The sequence below is a fragment of the Lentisalinibacter orientalis genome, from assembly GCF_040706535.1.
Lineage (GTDB): Bacteria > Pseudomonadota > Gammaproteobacteria > Steroidobacterales > Woeseiaceae > Lentisalinibacter > Lentisalinibacter orientalis.
In genome coordinates this window covers 401,170-421,995 of the sequence record NZ_JAPDRJ010000001.1, presented here as the reverse complement: position 1 = coordinate 421,995, position 20,826 = coordinate 401,170, and the positions used below count along the sequence as shown (strand labels likewise).

The window sequence follows — 20,826 nt, the reverse complement described above, 5'->3', positions numbered from 1 at the left end:
GCCGATGCGCGGCATGCTCCACGGACTGATCGCCGGCGTCCTGCTGGCCGCCGCGGCGGCCCCGGCGCTCGCCGACCAGAGCCCCCTTCCGGCGGCGGAGCCGCGCTCCGTCGTGCGCCCGGCGCCGCACCAGGCTCTGGAGGGGACAGTGGCGTCGATACGCGAACGCATGGCGGCGGAGCTCGGCCCCGACGAGCGGGTGGACATTACCCCCGAGGCCGCAGCCGCCTTCCTGCAACCCGCGGAGCGGCGCGCCCTCGCCACCGGGTTCGTCCGCTTCCGCGTGGACGGGCCGGCGCGCATCTACGTGGCGTTCGAGGGCGAGCAGGGCGAGACGCCGTTCTGGCTGCCGGAGCTGGGCTTCGGGCGCCGGGCGGGCCTGGACTTCATCGTCGATGCCGAGGATACCTACCACGTCTGGGACAAGACGGTGCCCGCGGGAGAGGTCCGGCTCGGCATCCCGAGCCTCTCCGGCGAGATGAAGCCCTATCTCGTGTTCGCGGCGCCCGCGGACGAGGGCCGGGCGGTCACCCTGACGCCCCTGGTGCCCGGCACCGACGTCATCACCGCCCGGGCCGGCGTAACGCCTTTCCTGGACGATGATGACTACCTCAACGCGCTGCCGCAGGAACTCGACGGACTGCCCGTACTGAGGAGCTACGAGCGCTGGGAGCTGGTCTCGCGGCTGGTCGGCTGGTTCCGCCGGACTGAGTACCCGTCCTCCGCCGCGCCGGACCAGCTGCTGCTCACCTGGCAGGGCGATCCCCGCCGTTCGGCCACCCTCCAGTGGCGCACCGACGTCAGCGTGCCGGGCAGCGTGTTGTGGATCGCGCCGAAGCAGGAGTTCTTCGCGTCCGGTTCCGCGGCGGGCCGCCGCATCGACGCCTCGTTCCGCGAGCTGGAGAGCGAGCGCATCGTGAACGACCCGGTGGTCCGGCTGCACCGGGTGCGCCTGGACGGCCTCGAGCCCGGGACGGATTATCTCTATGCCGTCAGCGCCGATGGCGGCCGCACCTGGACCGACGTGCGGGAGTTCCGCACGGCCGCCGAGTCCGAGCCCTACTCCTTCGTCTACCTCGGCGACCCCCAGAACGGCCTCGACCAGTGGGGGCAACTCCTGCGTCAGGCCGACTTCCGCTACCCCGAGGCGCGCTTCTACATGATCGCCGGCGACCTGGTGGACAAGGGTGCGGAGCGGGACAACTGGGACGAGTTCTTCCACGAGGGTTCGCCGGTGTTCGACGAATCCGCCGTGGTGCCCGCCATCGGTAATCACGACAGCCACGGCGGCCACCCGACCCTGTATCTGCAGCAGTTCGCCCTGCCGGACAACGGCACGGAGAGGCTCGATCCGGGCCGCACCTACTACGTGGACTACCAGGACCTGCTGGTGGTGGTCATGGACTCCAATTACCAGCTCATCCAGCCCGAACTGCAGGCCGAGTGGCTGGACCGGGTGCTGGGCGGAAGCGATGCGCGCTGGAAGGTGGTGATCTATCACCATCCCTTCTACGCCTCGCGCCCGGACCGCGACAACTACCCGCTGCGCGAGACCTGGGGGCCGATCTTCGACCGCCACAACGTGGATATCGCCTTCCAGGGCCACGATCATGCCTACATGCGCACCGTGCCCATGCGCGGCCACCGGCCCGCCGGGCAGGGCGAGCACGGCACCATCTACCTGGTGGCCGTCTCCGGCACGAAGATGTACGAGCAGCAACTGCCGGCGTTCGCCGCCTTCGGCACCACCGATACGCGGACCTTCCAGGTCATCGAAGTGGACCCGGCGGCGGGCACCCTCGAGTACCGCGCCGTCGACACCCGCGGCGAGGTCATCGACACGTTTCGGCTGGAGAAGCCCCCGGCGACGGCAACGGACTGAGGCGAGCGCGAAGCGTCAGTCCCGACCCACGAAGATATCCAGCGGCAATACCGCGGTCACACCGACGTTCGGAACGTCCACCAGCTGGCCGATACGCATGTCCACCGCGACGCTGGCGATCATGTACGCCTGCGCCCGGTCATAACCATATTCGGACTCGATGTGGTCGATCATCGCGTGGAGGGCATTTCGTGCCGCCAGATTGATGTCGGCCGACAGATTGCTCAGCTCCGCGATCTTCGGCGACTGCAGATACGCGAGGTCCGCGGGCACGCTGCCTTTCTCTTTCAGCGGGAAGCCGGTCACGGCGTAGAAGCGCTCCGAGGGTATCCCGAGTACCCCTGCCGGCCCCTCGTAATGCGGGCCGTGGGAGAGGTCCGGCGGGTCGTCGACGATACGGGTGGTGACCGTCAGCCGGCCGCCCATCTCGATCGCCGTGCCCGCCACCTCGCCGTCACCCTGCGCGTAGTGAAAGTCGCCCACCGCAAGTCCGCAGCCGTCGACGAGACACGGCAGATACACGGTGGTGCCGATAGTGATGTAGCGGATGTCCATGTTGCCACCGTGTTCACGCGGCGGGATGGTGCGCAGGCACTCCGACGGCTTCGTGCCTTCCGGCCCGCACACTGACGCCGGCGCGGCCTCGTCCGGGTCGGGGCCCATCACGGCGCCGCCGGACTCCAGCAGCTGGCTCTCCCGGGCCAGCGCATCGGCCAGCAGGGCCTCGCCGGGCAGCGTCGTCACGACGCCGGGAAAACTCGCGTTCGGGATACGCACGCCCGGCAGGGCGTCGCTGACCGCGTAGTCCTCATTGATGCGCCAGACGATGAAGCGCTCGTCCGTGCCGAACTGGTCGCCTGCGAAGCCGAACGGTCCGGCCGTGGTCCAGCCGACGTCGTCGGGGTCGAGTGCCTCGATGGTCACCGCCAGCACGTCGCCGGCTTTGGCGCCTTCGATGAATACGGGTCCCGTCAGCGCATGGACGATGCCGACTCCTTCCCGCGGCATGCTCTTCGCACTCGAGGACTTATCCGGGTCGAGGGTGAGGTCGAAAGCGTCACGGCCGTTGAACACGATACGCTCACCGGGCTCGGCGCTGGCAACCATCGGGATATCCGGATGCAGGCGGTTCATACACGCCGGATCGTCGGCGCAGGCCACGCTGCGATCGCCGACGACGACCTCGGCGGCGGCGTCCACAACTGCCGCCAGGCTCGACAGCAGCACTATGGAAAGACAAGCAAGTAGACCCCGTTTCATACGCATATCCCCGCTGGAGTTGTTGTATCCGTGCTGCGGCCTCAGGACGAGGCCACCTGCACGCCGCCGGCCGCGAAATCCCGCTGCAATGCAAGTTCAAGGCGCTCCGCGAGCGGCTCGCGTACCCGCTGCTTGGTATTGCGATGCGCTTCCATGTTGAGGGTGGCGAGGGTTGCGGCCATGTCGGCGGCCCGGGTCCCGAGATCGCCGGCCGGCACTGCCTCGTCCAGGAACCCGGCCTCCACGGCGCCCGCGGGGTCGTAGATCCTGGCCAGTCCCACGGCCTGGTCGAGGTGCACCTGCGCCAGCCGGGCACGGGCGAGTTCCACGCCGAACCAGGGCAGCGTCATGCCGATGGCCACCTCGTTCAGGCCGAGTTTGTAATTGCCTTGCACGCCGATGCGGTAGTCGGCCGACAGGCACAGCAACGCACCCATGGCGAGCGCATGCCCGCTCACAGCCAGAACCACCGGCATCTCGAAGGTCAGCAGCCGGTTGGCCACCTCGGCGCCCTGGCGCAGCAGTCTCGCGGCATCCTCCCCGCCCTGGCTCATCACCGAGAGATCGAAGCCCGCGCAGAACTTGCCCTCCCGGCCGGTGATGATCACGACCTTGCCGGCGGCCGCCGCCTGGTCCAGGCCCGCATTAAGGCTTGCGAGCATGTCGAAGGACAGGGCGTTGGCCTTGCCGTCGTCCATGGCCAGCAGGCAATGGGTTTCGTGTTCGGTGACTTCGAGCAGTGCGGTCATAAATCTCTCCCGGTCGGTCCGGCGGCCAGTCTAGCCTTACCGCGCGCCGATGGGGAGGTCGGCGCACGGAATCCTGCAGGAATGCGGGCAGCCGGATGACGTATCCTTGGCGGCGTATCCAGAGCCGCGACAGTCGGCTCGATGCGGGTTTGCCCGTCGCACTGACGGAAAGGATGGAACTCATGCTGAAAAGATTCGCTCTGCTCGTTCTCGCCGCGCTCGTAGTCACTGGCTGTTCCGGCGAACAGACGCCCGTGCAGTCAGGGCAGCCCGCGCAGCCGGAGGCCGCCCGCTACGATCTGCTGATCGAGAACGGCACGGTGTACGACGGCCTCGGCGGCGAGCCGTACGTGGCCGATGTTGCGATCTCGGACGACCGCATCGCCGCCATCGGCACGGATCTCGGCACGGCCGAACGGGTCATCGATGCGAGCGGCCTGGCGGTCGCGCCCGGCTTCATCAACATGCTGAGCTGGGCCACCGAGTCGCTGATCGAGGACGGGCGCTCACAGAGCGACATCCGCCAGGGCGTGACGCTGGAGGTGATGGGCGAGGGCTGGACCATGGGGCCGGTAAACGAGGCGATGAAGGCCGAGGCGCTGCAGCGCCAGGGGGACATCACCTTCGACATCGCGTGGTCCACGCTGGGCGAGTATCTGCAGTTCCTGGAGGACAAGGGCATCTCCACCAACGTCGCGTCGTTCGTCGGCGCCACGACGGTGCGCATCCACGAGCTGGGCTACGAGGACCGAGCGCCGACGCCGGAGGAGCTGGAGCGCATGCGCGGGCTCGTCCGCACGGCCATGGAGGAGGGCGCGCTCGGCGTCGGCTCGTCCCTGATCTATGCGCCGGCATTCTATGCGGACACGGCGGAGCTGATCGCGCTGGCGGAAGTGGCGGCGGAGTATGGCGGCCGCTACATCTCCCACATGCGCAGCGAGGGCGCCCAGCTGGTGGAGGCCGTGGACGAGCTCATCACCATCGCCAGAGAGGCCGACATCGGTGCGGAGATCTATCACCTGAAGGCGGCGGGCGCGGCCAACTTCGACAAGCTGGACACGGTGTTCGAGCGCATCGAGGCGGCCCGCGCCGATGGGCTGGACATCACCGCCGACATGTACACCTACACCGCCGGCGCCACCGGACTCAACGCGTCGATGCCGCCCTGGGTACAGGAGGGCGGCTATGAAGCCTGGGCGGAGCGCTTGCGTGATCCCGATGTGCGCGCCAGGCTGGAGGAGGAGATCCTCACGGCCTCCGACGAATGGGAAAATCTGTATCTCGCAGCCGGGGGACCGGAGAACCTGGTGCTGGTCGGGTTCAAGAACCCCGAGCTGAAGTCGCTGACCGGCAAGACGCTGGCCGAGGTGGCCGAGATGCGGGGCACCTCACCGGTCACGACGATGATGGATCTGGTGCTCGAGGACGGTAGCCGGGTGGGCACCATCTACTTCATCATGTCCGAGGAGAACGTAAAGAAGAAGATCGCGAAGCCCTGGATGGCGTTCGGCTCCGATGCGGGGTCTCTGGCGCCGGAGGGCAAGTTCCTGCTGTCCAACACCCATCCGCGCGCCTATGGCACGTTCGCCAGATTACTCGGCAAGTACGTGCGCGAGGAGCAGGTGATCCCGCTGCAGGAGGCCGTCCGGCGGCTGACCAGCCTGCCGGCGGAGAACCTGAAGCTCGCCGGGCGCGGCGCGCTGAAGGAACAGTACTACGCCGACGTCGTGGTCTTCGACCCGGCGACCATCCAGGATCACGCGACCTTCGCCGAACCCCACCAGTACTCCACCGGCGTCGATCACGTGATCGTCAACGGGGTGCCCGTGCTGCTGGACGGAGAGCATACGGGAGCCACGCCCGGCCGCTTCGTGAAGGGACCGGGCTACGTGGCTGCCGACTGACGGCGGACTCGGGGCGGCCCGTGCGGCCTCAGTGATGATGCTGGCGATGAGCCAGATAGCAGGTCAAGGCGATAGCCGCGCAGAGAATCGCGAGTGAGGCCGCGTTGAGGGCGAAATAGACGTCCACATAGTTCATGGCTTACCTCCCGCACCACCAGAGTGCCTGCAGGGCCGGCGCCGCCTTGCGGAGAATCGGGCTTACCGGCCTCCACGGATATTAGACCGCGAGAGGCGTCTCGGTTCCGTGAGTTTCATCACAGGGCGGCCCCGGGGCTAGTCCGGGTTTGTCACTTGCCCCGGCCGCGCTTTTCCCTGATATCCAGCTGCGTGAGCCAGTATTCGGTGTCGGCCTCCGGGAAGGTCGTGTAGCGGGCATTGTTCACGTACAGGGAGTTGCCGAAGAATGCGCCACTCGCCACTCCGTCCAGGTCCGGATCGGTGATCACCTGTACGAGGGTTCCCGTGAGCAGGTTCTTGTCCAGCGCGACTACCTGGATGCTGTCGAAAGAGAAGGGAGGGCCGGGGAAGTCGTACGGCGTCATGATGTACAGTGTCTTGCCTCGCATCGCTATGCCGTCGATGAAACCGGTCAGCGGCGGATTCACTTCGATCCTGTCCGCGTGGCCGGTGGCCGGGTCCACTTTGTAGATCTGGGCGTTGTTCGAGTTGCCGACGATCAGCGTTTCCCCGTCGGGCGTGGCCACGATGCCGTTGCCGGCGCAGCAGCCTGGATCGTCGCTCACGAAATCGCCGCTCAGCGGCAGCGCCATGACGGCAGACTCGGGGGGCAGCCGGCCGTTCCTCGACAGCGGCAGCCGGTACAGGAACGGTTGCGTGAAGTCGGTGAAGTAGACGGCTTCCCTGGTGATCGCAAGATCGTTGATGACCGTCGAGAAAGGCGGCGCGAGCTCATAGTTCATGATCTCTTCACCGGTCTCAGCGTCGAAGACGTAGGCGTTGCCCACCTGGCAGCCCGCGACGAAAAGGTAATTGCTGCGCGCGTCGACGCGCATGCCGAGCTTGTAGCAATCGGTGAATATGTCGAAGTCGGGTTCGGCCGGGACCAGGACTTCACCCTCGCCGCTGCGCAGGTCCACTTTGTAAATGGACCCGTCGATGGAGCCGTTGTAGGCCGTGGATGCCCGGCCGATGGCGAATCCTTCCGGCGGCGCCCCGCTCAGCGCGGGGACGGTTTTGGCGAATGGCCGGGCGGCCGGCTTCTCACCGGCCTGTACGGTGTGGGTGGGCAACGACCATGCAGTCATCAGCAGCGTGGCAATCAGGATTTTCTTGTTCATATTCTCTCTCCTCCAGGAGCCTCTCAATCGGGCTATCCACGCATGGATAAGACCCGGCGGCCCGGCGCCTGACGCTCTGGGGAGATGACGTCATGCATCCGGGCTGCCGGTGAGACCTGCCGACTGTCCATCGACAAATTTGTCGACTGGCTGCGCCCACGAGCCGCAATAGGCTCTACAATCGGGTTTCTGGGCCAGCCCGCCTTTCCGGCGACATGGCATCAGAGTGTGGCGAGGAGTGGGCCCGGGCGCCTGATCGAACGCTGATTTTCTGCCGATGGTTTGCTGATCTGTATCGATAGGGCCGGGTTTCGGATGTTTCTGTTGATGGTCGATGAACGCGGGAGCTCCGAGCTGCCTGCCCGCCTGCCTGCCCCGGCTCCGCGGTGGGCCGCCCGGTGAACGGTTCCGGCGGCGACGGACCGATCCTCCATGAATTCGGCCGCTGGCGGTTCGACGCCGGTACGGGCGACCTCTTCGACGGCGCGACCATCACCCGGCTCGAGCCGCAGGTGGCCCGGCTGCTGGATTACTTCCTGATCCACCAGAACACGCTGATCAGCCGGGACGAGCTGATGACCGCGGTCTGGGACAACCGGATCGTCTCCGACCACGCCGTCAACCGCTGCATCTCGATTCTGCGCAACCAGCTGTCGCCGGACGAACGGAATGCATATATCGAGACCGTGGTGCGCCGGGGGTTCATCAGCCACTTCCCGCCGTCGTCGGACCGACCGCCAGGCGTGGCGACGGACGAGAGAGCGGACGATACGGCGCCCGGTCCCGCGCCGGCCGCGCAGAAGTCGCGCAGCCGCAGAGGCTGGATGCCGGTCGCGCTGGCCGGCGTGGCGGCGGCCGTCGCGTTCGGCGTATTCCGCCTGCTCGGCGACGGGCCGCCGCCCGCCGGCGCTGCGGCAAACGCAGGCGCCCCCATGGTGGCCGTACTCCCGTTCATCTCAGCCGGACTGGCCGGCGAAAGCGATTTCTTCGCCCGCGGGATTCACGATGATCTGCTCACCCAGCTGGCACAGCTGCAGTCGATACGGGTGATCTCCCGCACCTCCGTATCCGAATACCGGGACAGTCAGCGCAATATCCGGGAGATCGGCCGCGATCTGGGCGCCGACGCCATCCTGGAGGGCGGTGTGCAGCATGTCGGCGACCAGATACGCATCAACGTGCAGCTGATCGATGCCCGCACCGACGTCCACCTGTGGGCGCAGCAGTACGACCGCGAACTGACCCCGGCCAATATCTTCGACATCCAGGCGGAGATCGCGCGATCGATCGCCTCCGCCCTGCAATCCACCCTGACCCGCCGGGACGCCACGCAGCTCGACGTCCTTCCGACCGACAACATGGCCGCGTATCGCGCCTATCACGAGGCCATGGAACTGCGGGACACTGAGACGATTGCCGCGCCGGCCTACGTCGCCGCACTGGAGCGGGCCGTGGCGCTGGACCCGGAGTTCGTCCGGGCCCGGGCGGAGCTGGCCGGCTCGCTCAGCTACATCAATATCCAGGAGCGGGACCCGGAATCGATCCGGCGCCTGGAGAACCAGCTGGAGCGCATCCGGGCGCTGGCGCCCGAATCGTCCGAATACCTGATCGCGCAGAGCTACTTCACCTATTACATCCTGAAAGACCACGATCGCGCCTTCGAACTGGTCACGCACGCGCAGTATCTGCGGCCGAGCGACCCCCAGGTGCTGGAGCTTCAGTCCTGGATCCAGCGCCGCCAGGGGGATATCGACGGCGTGATCGATTCCATCCGCGAGGCGCGAACCCTGGACCCGAGGAATCCTTACTGGACCCGCAGGCTGGCGATCAATCTGATGGCTGCTCATCGATACGACGAGGCGGCGGAGGAACTCGACAGCGCGCCGTTCGAGAGCTTCAGGCTGTCCGCCTTGCGCAGCACACTGCGCGTACGCGAGCACGGGGAGCCCGGCCGGCTGCTCGACGATCTCGTGGCGCTGCAGCGGGAGTACGGCGAGGAGGCCACCGCTTTCGAGCTGTGGGAGGCGCATATCGCCGCCCGGGATTACGATGGTGCGACCGCCCTGCTCAATGCCGTCCAGCAGGCCGAATCTCCGGCCGAGGTCTGGTCGGCGTTCGACATTCCCGATATCGGACTGGCTCGCGTCATCACCGAGCGGCTCCTGAACGGCCCGGAAGCGAAAGGCCCGGTCCTGGCCGAGGCGCGACGGCAGGTGGCAGCGGAGCGGGCGGTCCCGGACTTCGCAGTCAACGCCGATCTGGCCATGGCCTATGTCACGGCTGCCGAGGGAGACCGGGCGGAGACGGAACGCCTGATCCGCACCTGGTTCCGCGAGGCCACCGCCGACCTGGCGGAGCGGCTCGTCCTCAGACACCATGCCTGTCGGGCCCTCGGCCTCGCCACGGCGGTCAACGCCGCGGTCGACTGTCTCCGATCCGGGCTCGCGGAGCCGAGCCAGGCTATTCCGTTTATCGAGCCGTTCCTGCCTTACTACGATTCGATCAGAGACGATCCGCGCTTCGTCGACTTCGTCGCTGCGCTCACACGTTCAGCAGCAGGTGCTCGCGCTCCCACGGGCTGATCTCGCGGTGGAACTGCCGCATCTCGGCGCGCTTGACGGCGTCGAACACCATGCAGAACTGCCCCCCCAGCACCTCATGCATCTCGGTGGCGGCCTCGAAACGGGTCAGCGCCTCATCGAGGGTGGTGGGGATCGGCCAGGCGTCCTCGTCGGGCTCGCCCGGCTCGGGCGGGCCGGGTTCGGTGGCGTGCAGCATGCCCAGATAGCCGCAGGCGAGCCCGACGGCGATAGCCAGGTACGGGTTGGCGTCGACGCCCACCACGCGATTCTCCATTCGGCGATTCTCCGGACTCGAGTTCGGCACGCGCAGGCCTGTCGCCCGGTTGTCGTAGCCCCAGGCGAAATTGGTCGGCGCACTGGATTCCTCGTCGTGGAAGCGGCGGTAGCTGTTCACGTACGGGGCAAGCACCGGCATCGCCTGCGGCAGGTAGTGCTGGCTGCCGCCGATGAAGTGCCGGAACACCTTGCTCTCGCTGCCATCGGCGCGGCTGAACAGGTTGTTGCCGTCCGCGTCCAGGACGCTCTGGTGCACGTGCATCGCCGAGCCCGGCTCGTCGCGCATGGGTTTGGCCATGAAGGTGGCGAACATGTCGTGATTGAGCGCGGCCTCGCGGATTATGCGCTTGAAGAAAAACACCTGGTCGGCGAGCAGCAGCGGCTCGCCATGGGTGAGGTTGATCTCAACCTGGCCGGCGCCGTCCTCCTGGATCACGGTGTCGATCGCGAGCCCCGCGTCCTCCGCGAAGCGGTAGATGGTGTCGATGACCGGGCCGTAGTCGTCCACCGCCGACATGGAATAGGACTGGCGGCTGGTGCGGCGGCGCCCGGTGCGCCCGAGCGGCGCCTCGATGGGCTCGTTCGGGTCCGTGTTGGGCTTGATCAGGTAGAACTCGAGCTCCGGCGCCACCACCGGCGCCCAGCCGCGCTCGGTATAGCGCTGCACCACGTTCTTCAGCACCTGCCGCGGCGCGATGGCGACCGGCACGCCGTCGCGGGTGTACAGATCGTGGATGATCTGCAGCGTCGGTTCCTTCGCCCACGGTACGGCCCGCGCCGTCGACATGTCCGGCCGCAGCATCAGGTCCCCCTCCGCCCACTGGTTGTCGATGTCCATCTCGACGTCCAGCCCCGAGATCGTCTGATAGAAGATCGAGACGGGCAGATAGGTGACGTAGTCGGGGCTGAACTTCTTGGCGGGCATGGCCTTGCCGCGCGACATGCCGGCGAGGTCCGGCACGATGCACTCCACCTCGTCGATGTCGCGGCCGCTGCGGTAGGCCTTGAACGCCTCCGGGAGCGCGTCGCGCCAGTCAGCCTCTCGGTTGCTCATTTCGGGGTTCCTGTTGTGAGCCTGTGTGAGGACAGAAGCCTACACGAACCGCGTCGAGTAATGCCTGCGTGCGTTCGGCGGCGTGCATGCGCTGCTCCCGCAGCGTCGGGTCGCGGGCGTCGGTGGCGAAGTTCCGGAACATGAGCGCAGGGCCGGATTGCGCCGAGTCCACGCGGACCGCGGTCCCGGCGTCTTCGCGGGCGCGATTGCCATTGGCCCAATAGCGATAGCTCGCCGTGCCGCCTTCCTCCTCGCCGACGAAGTTCTCCATGTGAATCCATCCATGGCTGCCGGACAGTGTCAGGTTGATCGAGACCGTATCGGCGTCGAAACCGCAGCGCCACGTCGAGAGCGTGTCGTTGTCGAACTCGATCGAGCCTTCGCCGGCGACGATGACGCCGGTCGGCTCGTCGTGCCGGAGCCGGGCGCTGACCGAGCGCACGGCGCTGTCGGCGGCCAGATATTCCAGCGCGGCACGCATGTTGTACCAGCCGAGGTCGCCGAGCGCCCCCAGGGGCTCCAGGGCCGGGTCGTAGCGGATGTCGCCGCGGTCGGTGAGGCTGATCAGGAAAGACGAGTCCAGCGTTTCCGGCCGGCCCGTCATCTCCTCCGCGTGCGCCAGTAGCTGCGCCGTCCGCGGATGATGGACGAAGTGAGTCGCGTCCATGAATGCCACGCCGTTCTTGCGGCATGCGGCCGTGATCCGCTGCAGCGAGAGGAGGCTCGCGAACGGCTTCTCGCCGAGTACGTGCTTGCCCGCTGCGGCGGCGGCCACGCAGATCTCTTCGCGCAGCGCCGTGGGTGTGGCAACGTAGACGGCGTCGATGCCGTCCCAGGCGAGCATCCGTTCCCAGGAATCGAAGGCCTTGCCGGCACCGTGAGTCGCGGCGAATGCCGAGGCGTTCTCCGTGCTGCGGCTGGCGACGGCGGCGAGTTCTGCCGAGGGCGATCCTCGAACTACGTCGGCCATCCAGCCGGCGATATTGCCGGTGCCGACGAAACCCCAGCGCAGTGGCGGCGGATCCGAGGGCAGCTTTCCGGTCTTCATCGGTGTTACTCCCCCTTTGCGATCGATCGCAATCGCATTCGTTATCCTCTGCCAGCAGCCCTGTGTCCGACCACGTTCTACCGCCGGCCATCGAGCAGGATTGCGCGATATCGCTCGGCGAAATCCTTCGCTGCCGCGGCATCGAACACCGCACGGCGGTAACGCAGCGTCAGGGTCATGCGGTCTTCCAGCGAAACGGCGCCCACCGACACGCCCATCGGCATGTGCGCCGGCGGCGAGAAGTAGATGGCGCTCACCGGGCCCGCGTCCCCCATGACCGGTGCGGCCGCCAGGCGACCCAGGTTCGACAGCCAGCTCGTCTGCACGTGCCCCCTGCCGACGGTCGGCGCGATCTCCCGCAGGCGGGCCTTCAACACGGCCGGCAGGAATCGCGGGATGGACAGGACGTCTATCAGGGTACCGGCCGCTCCCGCCTCCTTGAGCCGCAACGTCTGCCGGCAGACGGCGTCCACGGCGGAATCGAAGGCCCTCTGGTCGGTCTCGTCGAGGATGACGTTCACGTACGAGGAGAAGTTGGAGACCACCTCGAACCACCATTCCCGCGGCCGCAGGTTCACCGGCATCATCACCGAGATCTTGCCGGTCCTGCCGCCGGTCTCCCGGTTCCATGCCCGTATCGTAAGGGCGAGCCCCACCAGCAGCATGTCGTTGACCGTCGCCGGCTTCCGGCGGGCCGCCAGGAATCGTGCCGTCTCTTCTGCGGTGAACGGCAGGAGGTGTACGCCGTAGCCGGGCGCATCGTCCGGATCGCCCGGCGGCGCGCCGCGGCCGTTGACCCGTACGGGCGCGGTCGTCGAGCGCATCAGGTATTCGGCGAACAGCCCGAGCCGTTCCAGGCGCTCGCGCAGGCTCTGCGTCGCCGCCAGCGATCTGAGGTCGCGTACGGCGAACGGATCCACGTCGGGTACCGGATCCGTCTCCCCGGCGTAGTGGCGCACGATGGACGTCATAATCCGGAACGCGGAGAGGCCGTCCGCCACGGCGTGATGCAGGTTGATCATCAGACGGTCGCCGTCCGGCGCGCGGGCCAGCAGCAGACGGAAGCCGGGCGAGACATTGAGCGGCACGCTGGCGCTCAACAGTTCCGCCCGCAGCTCGGCGAGGTCCCGTTCGGTCTCGGCCTGCCGGACGCGCAGCGGCTCCACATCCGACTGATCGCCGATTTCCCAGCTGTAGCTCAGCGACCCGGCGTGATAGGGCCGCAGGCGGGCACGCGCGAGCGGATGGAGCCGCTGTGCATGCGCGATCGCCGCCCGCAGGCGCTCCTCGTCGATGCGCTTCTCCAGCTGCAGCTCGAGGTGGATGCTCCAGGGGTCCTGCGGGCGCTCGATATTGAGGAACGCGGCATCGAGGAGATTCAGTTCGGTTGTTATCATTATTCCCCGGTGCCCCCGGGCCGGGTACGCCCGGCTCATCGATGGCATACCATAATGACGCGAGATCATAACCGCTGCACCCCGCAATCGTTTCCGCAACAGAAGGTCTGAGCATGTCGATCACACACAGGCGACTCGGAAAACACGGCGTCCTGGTCAGCAACCTCTGTCTGGGCACGATGAATTTCGGCTGGCACACCTCGGAGGAGGACAGCTTCCGTATCATGGACCGGGCGCTGGAGCTCGGCATCAACTTCTTCGATACGGCGGACGTCTACGGCTGGGCGGTGGAGAACGGGCACACCGAGGAGATCATCGGCCGCTGGCTGGCCCAGGGAGGCGGGCGCCGGGATGCGATCGTGCTGGCCACCAAGGTCTACAACCCGGTGGATCGCAAGGCGAACCTGCCCGAGGTGAACAGCGACGGCTCGAGCCTCAGCGCCTACAAGATCCGCAAGCACTGCGAGGGCAGCCTCAGGCGCCTGCAGACCGAGCACATCGACCTCTATCAGATGCACCACATCGACCGCGCCTGTCCCTGGGACGAGATCTGGCAGAGCTTCGACGCGCTGGTGGGGCAGGGCAAGGTGGTCTACGTCGGCTCCAGCAACTTCGCGGGCTGGGACATCGCCACCGCCTGCCAGGAGGCCTCGCGGCGCGGCTTCATGGGTCTGGTGAGCGAGCAGAGCACCTATCATCTCGACAACCGCATGGTGGAGCTGGAAGTCATTCCCGCCTGCCGTCACTACGGCCTCGGGCTGATACCGTGGAGCCCCCTCGGCGGCGGTCTGCTCGGCGGCGCGCTGGAAAAGCACGACGCCGGCCGGCGCACCGACGAGAACTTCGCGAAGTACATCGAGAAGAAGCGCGGTCAGCTGGAGCAGTATGAGGGGCTCTGCCGCGACATCGGCCATCCGCCCGGCGAGATGGCCATCGCGTGGCTGCTGCACAACCCGGTGGTGACCGCGCCCATCATCGGGCCGAGGACCATGGAGCAGCTGGAGAGCGCCGTGCGCGCAGCCTCCATCGAGCTGGACCAGGAGACGCTGGCCAGGCTGGACGAGATCTTCCCCGGACCCGGAGGCGAGGCACCGGTGGCCTACGCCTGGTGAGTGCCGTGCTCAGCCCCGTGGCGCGGCCGCCCTGCGCAGCCGGTCGTTGATGGCCTCGCCGAGGGCCTCGGCGGGTATCGGCATGACGGCGATGGTGTCCGCGCCCTCGGCATCGAGTTCCCGCAGCATGCGGTAGAGGTTGGCCGCCGCCTCCACGGTATCTCCGGCCGGCGAGAGATTGAGGGCCTCCGGCGGAGCGTTCGGCCCGAAGCCCAGCAGCACCTCGCCGTCCCGCGCCTCAGCCGCCTCGAGCCGGATGGCGGCCCTCGGGGCATAGTGGGAGGCCAGCTGACCGGGCGCAGTGACCGACTCCCCGGCAGGTTCCGCCACGGGCCCTGCGATCGATTCGATGCGCTCGCGCTCGATGGCGCCCGGACGCAACAGCCGCGGCGGCTCGCCGGGCAGCAGCGAGACGATGGTGGATTCGATACCGGCGCTGCAGGGTCCGCCGTCCAGCACCAGTGCCACGCCGTCGCCGAGTTCGCGGGCGACGTCCTCCGGCCGGGTGGGACTCAGCCGGCCGGACGGGTTCGCCGAAGGCGCCGAGACCGGTCCACCGAACGCCTCCAGCAGCGCCTGCGCCACCGGGTGGCCCGGCACCCGCAGGGCGATGCTGCCGAGCCCTGCGCGGGCAAGGTCGCAAGTGCGCCCGGTCGCGGCCGCCGGCACCACCAGTGTCAGCGGGCCCGGCCAGAACGCCTCCGCCAGTGCGAGCGCACGCTCGTCCAGCTCGCCTTCCCGGGCGGCGAGTTTGGCGGAGGCGACATGAGAGATGAGCGGGTTAAAGCGGGGGCGGCCCTTGGCGGCGAAAATCCGGGCTACGGCCGCGGGATTGGCCGCATCGCCGGCCAGCCCGTACACCGTCTCGGTCGGCATGCCGACCAGGCCACCGTCACGAAGCGCCTGAGCCGCCCGCTCCACGGCTGCTGGGCCTCGGACGATGGGGACTGACTGGCTCATCGGCAGGAAACTCGGCGCTTGCGCACGGTGCGTTGGCGGGATTCTAGCCTGCCGGTGGTTCCTGCTGTGCGCTCAGCGTGACCTCGAACTCCACGACGACCTCATTGCGTACGAAATCGGGATCCGCGAACTCGCCGGTGCCGACGTCGAAGCGCTGCCGGTCGATGCGGGTACCGCCGGCCATCGTGAACCGTCCCCGTGCGATGATCGCTTCGCCGGCGGGGTTGAGTTCGTAGCGTATCGACTGTGGCGCGGTCATGCCTTTCAAGGAGAGCTCGCCGTCGGCGACGTAGCCGTTGCCTTCACGGCGCACGCCGGTGCTCTGCCACACCGCGGTCGGGTGGCGCTCGACGGCGAAAAACTCGGGACCCTTCAGCGTCTCGTCCCGGTCCCGGTTGTCGCTGTCGGCGGAAGCGAGACTGACCGTCACGCGGATCTCGTGATCCTCCGGTGTCTCGCCGGCCTGGCAGTAGCGCACCGAGAATTCCCCGAAGCTTCCGGTGAAGCCGGTATCTTCGACCGCGCCCGCGAAGGTGAGCACGCCGGAAGACCCATCGCCGGCGTAGCAGCGCTGCTGCGCCGGGGCGGGCGCAGCCAGCACGAGCGACGCTGCCAGGGTGGATGCCGTAAGCACGAACTTCTTCACGATGGGGACATACTCGCCCGTTTCCGGCTTCGGACGCAAAGACTTCCGGCGCGTGACGGCCGCGTCGGACAAGGGCTATCCGAGCGACTCGCGCACGAATCGCACCAGGGCCTCGCAGCCGTCGATGAGCGGGTCCACCGCGGGCACGCCGTGCCGCCGGCGCAGCGTCTCGAGATAGTCGTCCCGTTCCCCGCAAGCGAGCCCCGAGGTGTTGACGGAGATGCCGACGCAGCGTGCCGCCGGGTTGGTCCGGCGCGCGAGGCGCTCGTGCAGTGCGATTGCCTCGTCGATTTCCGGCAGGCGGAAGTCCGGCCAGCCGCTGACCGTCTCCCGGCCCGCCTCGTGGCAGAGCACGAAGCCGTCCGGCCGGGAACCGTGCAGCAGGCCCAGGCTCACTCCGGAGTAGGCCGGGTGGAACAGCGAGCCCTGCCCCTCGATGACGTCCCAGTGATCCGGCTCGTTGTCGGGCGATAGCACCTCGGCAGCGCCGGCGATGAAGTCCGCGCCGACGCAGTCGATGGGCATGCCTTCGCCGGCGATGATGATGCCGGTCTGGCCCGTCGCCCGGAATGTCGATTTCAGGCCGGCCACGCGGAACGCCTCGGCCAGCGCGAGCGCGGTGTACTTCTTGCCGATGGCGCAGTCCGTGCCGACCGTCAGGATGCGCCTGCCGCTGCGCTTGCGGCCGCTGCCCACCGGCAGGTTCGCCGGCGGCGTGCGCACGTCGATCAGGCGCACGCCGGAGGCCTCTGCGGCGAGGACGAGGCCCTCGTTGTCCGCGAGCCGCGTGTGCAGACCGCTGACGACGTCCAGCCCCGCCGCCGCCGCTGCCTGCATGACGGCCCACCAGGAATCGGGGATCGCGCCGCCCGGCGGCGCCACGCCGATCACGAGGCTGCCGGCGCCGGCATTCGCCGCCGCGTGGACGTCCATGTCCGGGACGCCCAGGTCCACGGCGTCGGGTGACAGCCGCAGCTGTCCGACGACCCGGTCGCGCCGCCACTGCACGATGCCCAGGCCGGTCTTGGCGAACGTGGGCTGCTTCTCCTCCCCCACGAGTATCAGGTAGGGGCTTCTCAGTTCGATCCTGCTGACCAGAGACATGGCGACTTACCTTGTGCGAGTGCGGTGCCGCGCGCCGACCGGAACTACAGCCCCAGCAGCGCGGCGAGTCCTACGCCGATGAACGTGCCGACGGCGTAGCCGAGCATGCCCACGAGGATGCCGGGAGCGACGAGGGCCTGCCAACCCTTGCTCGCGGCCAGGGCGGCGGCCGGCGCCGGGCCAAGGATGCAGGCGTTGGACGCGATCATGACTTCCGCCAGATCGAGGCGCAGCAACCGGCCCGCCGCGACCAGCACCACCAGGTGCACGGCCACCATCACCAGGATGAACAGCAGTATGGGGAAGGCGGCGCCGACCACGTCGGCCAGATTGGCGCCCGCGCCGATGCAGGCGAAGAAGACGTACATGAACAGGGTGCCGAGCTCGAAGTCTGCGCTGACCCGGCCGACGAGCGGCTTCGCTAAGTTCGCGACGACCAGCGCGAGCACCGTCACCACCAGGATGAACAGGGATTCGATGCCGAGCAGGCTGGCGAGCCAGCCGCTGACCGCGCAGATGGCGAGGCTGAGCGCGAGCCCGGTGGCGGCGCCGGTGAGGTCGAACGGGCCGGTGTCGTGGGGGGCGGCGATCGCAGTGGATTCCGGCGGCGCCGACGCGCTCCCGCCCATGTGCCGCGACGGCATGGCCGCGCGCACGAAACGCAGGGCCGGCAACAGCATGAGCGCGAGCAGGAAGAACACAGCGCCGGCCGCATCCGCCGACAGCCCCGCCACGTAGATGGCGGAGTCCTTGATGCCGAGTGCCTCGGCGGTGGCGACGAAGTTGAGCGAGCCGCCGATGTAGCTCGCCGCGACGGTGCCCGCGATGCGCGGCTCGAGTTCGCCCATGTCGATCACGGCGGCGCCGACGAACGCGCCGGCCACGGTGGCGCCGACGGCCACGCCGAAGGCCAGCAGCATGGCGCCGGACTCGGCGTAGATGCTGCGGAAGTCCGCGCGCAGCAGCAGCAGCGGGATGGCGAAGGGCACCAGGTAGCCGGCCACGGTGCCGTACAGGGGGGCGGAGTGGGGGATGACGCCCAGGTTTGCCAGGGCCATGGCGGCGGCCAGCAGCACCAGCGGTCCGCCGAGGTTCCGCCCCCAGGCGGTGCGCTCGGCCCACATGCCGAACGCCACCACCGCCATGATCACCGCGCTCAGCGCGAACGTGCTGTCGGCCGCGATCAGCGGCATTCGGTCTGCCCGGTCGGCATCATGGTAGCCCGGCATCGCCGGGCCGGTGTCACCGATCGATCAGAAGCGCGCGCCAACGGAGATTCCGACGGTCCGCGGCCGGATCAGGGCCAGGCCGATGAGGCCGTTCGGCAGCGCGCCGGGAGTGTTGATGTCGTTGATGCCGTCTTCGTCGCCGAGGTTGTTGCCGTACAGCTCCACCGACCACGAGCCGAAGTCGATGCCGGCGCGGGCATTCAGCGTGGTGTAGGCGTCCGCCTCGCGCAGGCTGCCGTCGGGCAGCCGGTTGCCGAAACCGGCGGTGCGGTCGCCCACGTAGCCGAGGTTTGCGCCCACGTAGGCCATGGCATCGCCGAGCACGGGCCAGGTGTACTCGCCGTTCAGTCCGAAGCTCCACTCCGGCACGAACGGCAGCGGGTCACCGTCGGTGCCGCCGACCACCGGGTCGGTGTCCTGGGTGAGCTCGGCATCCGTGTAGGCGCTGTTGAACGACAGGGTGAGGCCGTCCGTGGGTCGCAGGGTGGCCGACACCTCCATGCCCCTGCTCTCCGCGGTGCCGCCGTTCGCGTTCAGGCCGACGCCGTTGACCACGGCCAGCAGTTGCACGTCCTCCCAGTCGAGGAAGTAGGCGGCGGCGTCGAAGGACAGGATGCCGCCGAGCGCGTCCGCCTTGATGCCCACCTCGTAGTTGGTGAGTTCGTCCGACTCGTACGAGCCGGGCGTGCCCGGAGGCGCGCCGGCGGGAATCACGTTGGGTCCGCCGGGGCGGTAGCCGGTGGCGACGCGGCCGTACACCGACACGTTGTCGTTGACCTGGAGACGGGGCGAGAAAGACCAGGTGAACGGACTCTCGGAGGAGTTCGCATCCTCGAAGTTCACCGAGCCGCCGAGCAATGCGCCCTGCAGCGTCTGGCTGGCCTCCTGGTCGTTGTCGCTGGCGCGGGCGCCGAACGAGAGCTCGAAGCGCGGCGTCACATACCAGGTGGCGTTGGCGAACACCGCGTACTCCTCGTAGGTGGAGATCAGTGCGGCCTCCAGCAGCGTCGGGATATCGCTCGCGAGGGTGTCCGTGCCGGCTTCCACCGCCAGGATGCTCTGCGGATCGATGCCGGAGTCCTCGTCGGTGTAGTAGAGCCCGACCAGCCACTCGAACGTCTCGCTCTCGGGGGAAATCAGGCGGAATTCCTGGGTGAGCTTGTCGGTATTCGTCACCTGTCTCTGGACGGCGCTCAGCGGGCGCGTCGCGGCATCGCCAAAGAACAGCGTGGCTACGGCCGCCACCGGTGCGCCCAGGAGCGTGGTGTTCGCCGCGACGTCGGTCTGGAAGTCCTGGTCGAAGGTGCTGTAGCTGGTGACCGACTGCAGGGCCATGCCGCCGAGATCCCAGTCCAGCGTCGCGCTGTAGACCCGGTACTCGATGTCGGTGTAGTCCTCGTGATAGCGCGAGCGCACGAAGTCGCCGACCGGCTCGACCGTCAACGGATCGCCATCGATGACGTTCGAGGCATCGCTCTCGATGTTCTGGGCGAAGGCGGTTAGGTCCAGCGAGACGTCCTCGTTGATGTTGAACAGGGCGGAGATGCGTCCGCCGAAGACGTCCACCGAGTTGATGTCCTCCTCCACCCGCGTCCCTTCCACCACGTTCACTCCCGGTACGGTGAGGCTGGGGATGGGGTTGTTGCCGATCGAGTCGATGTAGCCGTCGTCGTGGCGGTAGAAGCCGCTGGCGCGCACGGCCACCCGATCGGAGACCGGCACGTTCACCAGGCCGGTGAAGTTGTAGCCGGTGCCGCCTTCCTCGACGCTCTCCAGCGATACCTCGCCGCGGGCCTCGAAAGCCTCCGGGTCAGGGGCGTTGGTGACGTATTTCATGACCCCGCCGAGGGCGCTCGCGCCATACAGCGTGCCCTGCGGACCGCGCAGCACCTCGATGCGGGCCACATCGAAGGTGTCGAAGTTGCCGGAGAGAACGGCGGCGTTGGCGAGGCCACTGCTCGAGCCGAACGGCACGTCGTTCACGTAGACGCCGACGGTCGTCGCAACGCCGCCCGTGTTGATGCCGCGCAGCGTGATGCGGTTGACGCCGGCCGTGCTGCTCTCGAGGCTGAAACCGGGAATCAGGGCCACGAAATCCTCGAAGCTGTCCGCCCGCACCCGCTCCAGGAAGTCGCCGGACAGCACCGTCACCGACATCGGGATTTCGGTCAGCGCCTCGTCGCGCTTCTGGGCGGTCACGATGATCTCCTCTACCGCGCGCTCGCTCTGCTGGGCCTGTGCCGCAGGAACCAGCGCGAGGGTGGTCAGGACGGCGGCGCCGCTGATGGCCGCGATGATGGAATCAAATGTGCGCATGATGATGTC

15 protein-coding genes are annotated in these 20,826 nt (G+C 67.9%); 4 read left to right on the top strand and 11 right to left on the bottom strand.

Annotated elements, in window-relative coordinates; translation table 11 throughout:
- The first annotated feature begins 13 nt into the window (after positions 1-13).
- On the top strand, positions 14-1,882 hold the full coding sequence (locus tag ACJMK0_RS01720; protein ID WP_405235088.1) for a fibronectin type III domain-containing protein: 1,869 nt from the start codon (positions 14-16) through the stop codon (positions 1,880-1,882).
- Between the two features lie 15 nt (positions 1,883-1,897).
- Here the strand turns inward: ACJMK0_RS01720 and ACJMK0_RS01715 are convergent, their stop codons facing one another.
- Positions 1,898-3,142, bottom strand: a complete 1,245-nt coding sequence (locus tag ACJMK0_RS01715; protein WP_405235087.1) for an acetamidase/formamidase family protein — start codon at positions 3,140-3,142, stop codon at positions 1,898-1,900.
- Between the two features lie 41 nt (positions 3,143-3,183).
- Entirely contained in the window at positions 3,184-3,891 is a 708-nt protein-coding gene (locus tag ACJMK0_RS01710; protein WP_405235086.1) for a crotonase/enoyl-CoA hydratase family protein, read from the bottom strand.
- A gap of 182 nt (positions 3,892-4,073) precedes the next feature.
- Here ACJMK0_RS01710 and ACJMK0_RS01705 point away from each other — a divergent pair, with 182 nt between their 5' ends.
- A complete protein-coding gene (locus tag ACJMK0_RS01705) occupies positions 4,074-5,795 on the top strand; it encodes an N-acyl-D-amino-acid deacylase family protein (protein WP_405235085.1) in 1,722 nt (573 codons plus the stop codon).
- Positions 5,796-6,082: 287 nt separating this feature from the next.
- Here ACJMK0_RS01705 and ACJMK0_RS01700 read toward each other — a convergent pair whose 3' ends face one another.
- Positions 6,083-7,093: an SMP-30/gluconolactonase/LRE family protein gene (locus tag ACJMK0_RS01700; protein ID WP_405235084.1), complete on the bottom strand. Its 1,011-nt coding sequence runs from the start codon at positions 7,091-7,093 to the stop codon at positions 6,083-6,085.
- A 398-nt stretch (positions 7,094-7,491) separates the two neighbouring features.
- Here ACJMK0_RS01700 and ACJMK0_RS01695 point away from each other — a divergent pair, with 398 nt between their 5' ends.
- Positions 7,492-9,675 carry a winged helix-turn-helix domain-containing tetratricopeptide repeat protein gene (locus tag ACJMK0_RS01695; protein WP_405235083.1) on the top strand — a complete coding sequence of 728 codons (2,184 nt, stop codon included), beginning with the start codon at positions 7,492-7,494 and terminating at the stop codon, positions 9,673-9,675.
- Here the strand turns inward: ACJMK0_RS01695 and ACJMK0_RS01690 are convergent.
- The 3 genes from ACJMK0_RS01690 to ACJMK0_RS01680 form a co-directional block, all read right to left on the bottom strand.
- Positions 9,635-11,005 carry a glutamine synthetase family protein gene (locus tag ACJMK0_RS01690; protein ID WP_405235082.1) on the bottom strand — a complete coding sequence of 457 codons (1,371 nt, stop codon included), beginning with the start codon at positions 11,003-11,005 and terminating at the stop codon, positions 9,635-9,637. The two genes, ACJMK0_RS01695 and ACJMK0_RS01690, sit on opposite strands and share 41 nt — an antisense overlap.
- On the bottom strand, positions 10,986-12,053 hold the full coding sequence (locus tag ACJMK0_RS01685; protein WP_405235081.1) for a Gfo/Idh/MocA family protein: 1,068 nt from the start codon (positions 12,051-12,053) through the stop codon (positions 10,986-10,988). Before ACJMK0_RS01685 ends, ACJMK0_RS01690 begins: the two co-directional genes overlap by 20 nt.
- A gap of 77 nt (positions 12,054-12,130) precedes the next feature.
- On the bottom strand, positions 12,131-13,450 hold the full coding sequence (locus tag ACJMK0_RS01680; RefSeq protein ID WP_405235080.1) for a condensation domain-containing protein: 1,320 nt from the start codon (positions 13,448-13,450) through the stop codon (positions 12,131-12,133).
- A 113-nt stretch (positions 13,451-13,563) separates the two neighbouring features.
- On the opposite strand from ACJMK0_RS01680, the gene ACJMK0_RS01675 reads away from it, so the two are divergent.
- A complete protein-coding gene (locus ACJMK0_RS01675; protein WP_405235079.1) occupies positions 13,564-14,562 on the top strand; it encodes an aldo/keto reductase in 999 nt (332 codons plus the stop codon).
- 9 nt (positions 14,563-14,571) lie between these two features.
- On the opposite strand, the gene ACJMK0_RS01670 is transcribed toward ACJMK0_RS01675, so the two are convergent.
- Genes ACJMK0_RS01670 through ACJMK0_RS01650 form a run of 5 tightly spaced genes read right to left on the bottom strand, consistent with a single transcriptional unit; the run spans position 14,572 to position 20,817 of the window.
- Positions 14,572-15,522 (bottom strand): L-threonylcarbamoyladenylate synthase, encoded by a 951-nt coding sequence (locus tag ACJMK0_RS01670; RefSeq protein WP_405235078.1) that lies wholly within the window; start codon positions 15,520-15,522, stop codon positions 14,572-14,574.
- Positions 15,523-15,565: 43 nt separating this feature from the next.
- Positions 15,566-16,207 (bottom strand): YceI family protein, encoded by a 642-nt coding sequence (locus ACJMK0_RS01665; protein ID WP_405235077.1) that lies wholly within the window; start codon positions 16,205-16,207, stop codon positions 15,566-15,568.
- Between the two features lie 36 nt (positions 16,208-16,243).
- Entirely contained in the window at positions 16,244-17,272 is a 1,029-nt protein-coding gene (locus ACJMK0_RS01660) for a DUF1611 domain-containing protein (RefSeq protein WP_405235076.1), read from the bottom strand.
- A gap of 44 nt (positions 17,273-17,316) precedes the next feature.
- Complete coding sequence (locus tag ACJMK0_RS01655; protein ID WP_405235075.1) at positions 17,317-18,465, bottom strand: DUF819 family protein; 1,149 nt, start codon at positions 18,463-18,465, stop codon at positions 17,317-17,319.
- A gap of 60 nt (positions 18,466-18,525) precedes the next feature.
- On the bottom strand, positions 18,526-20,817 hold the full coding sequence (locus tag ACJMK0_RS01650; protein ID WP_405235074.1) for a TonB-dependent receptor: 2,292 nt from the start codon (positions 20,815-20,817) through the stop codon (positions 18,526-18,528).
- Between the last annotated feature and the right edge of the window lie 9 nt (positions 20,818-20,826).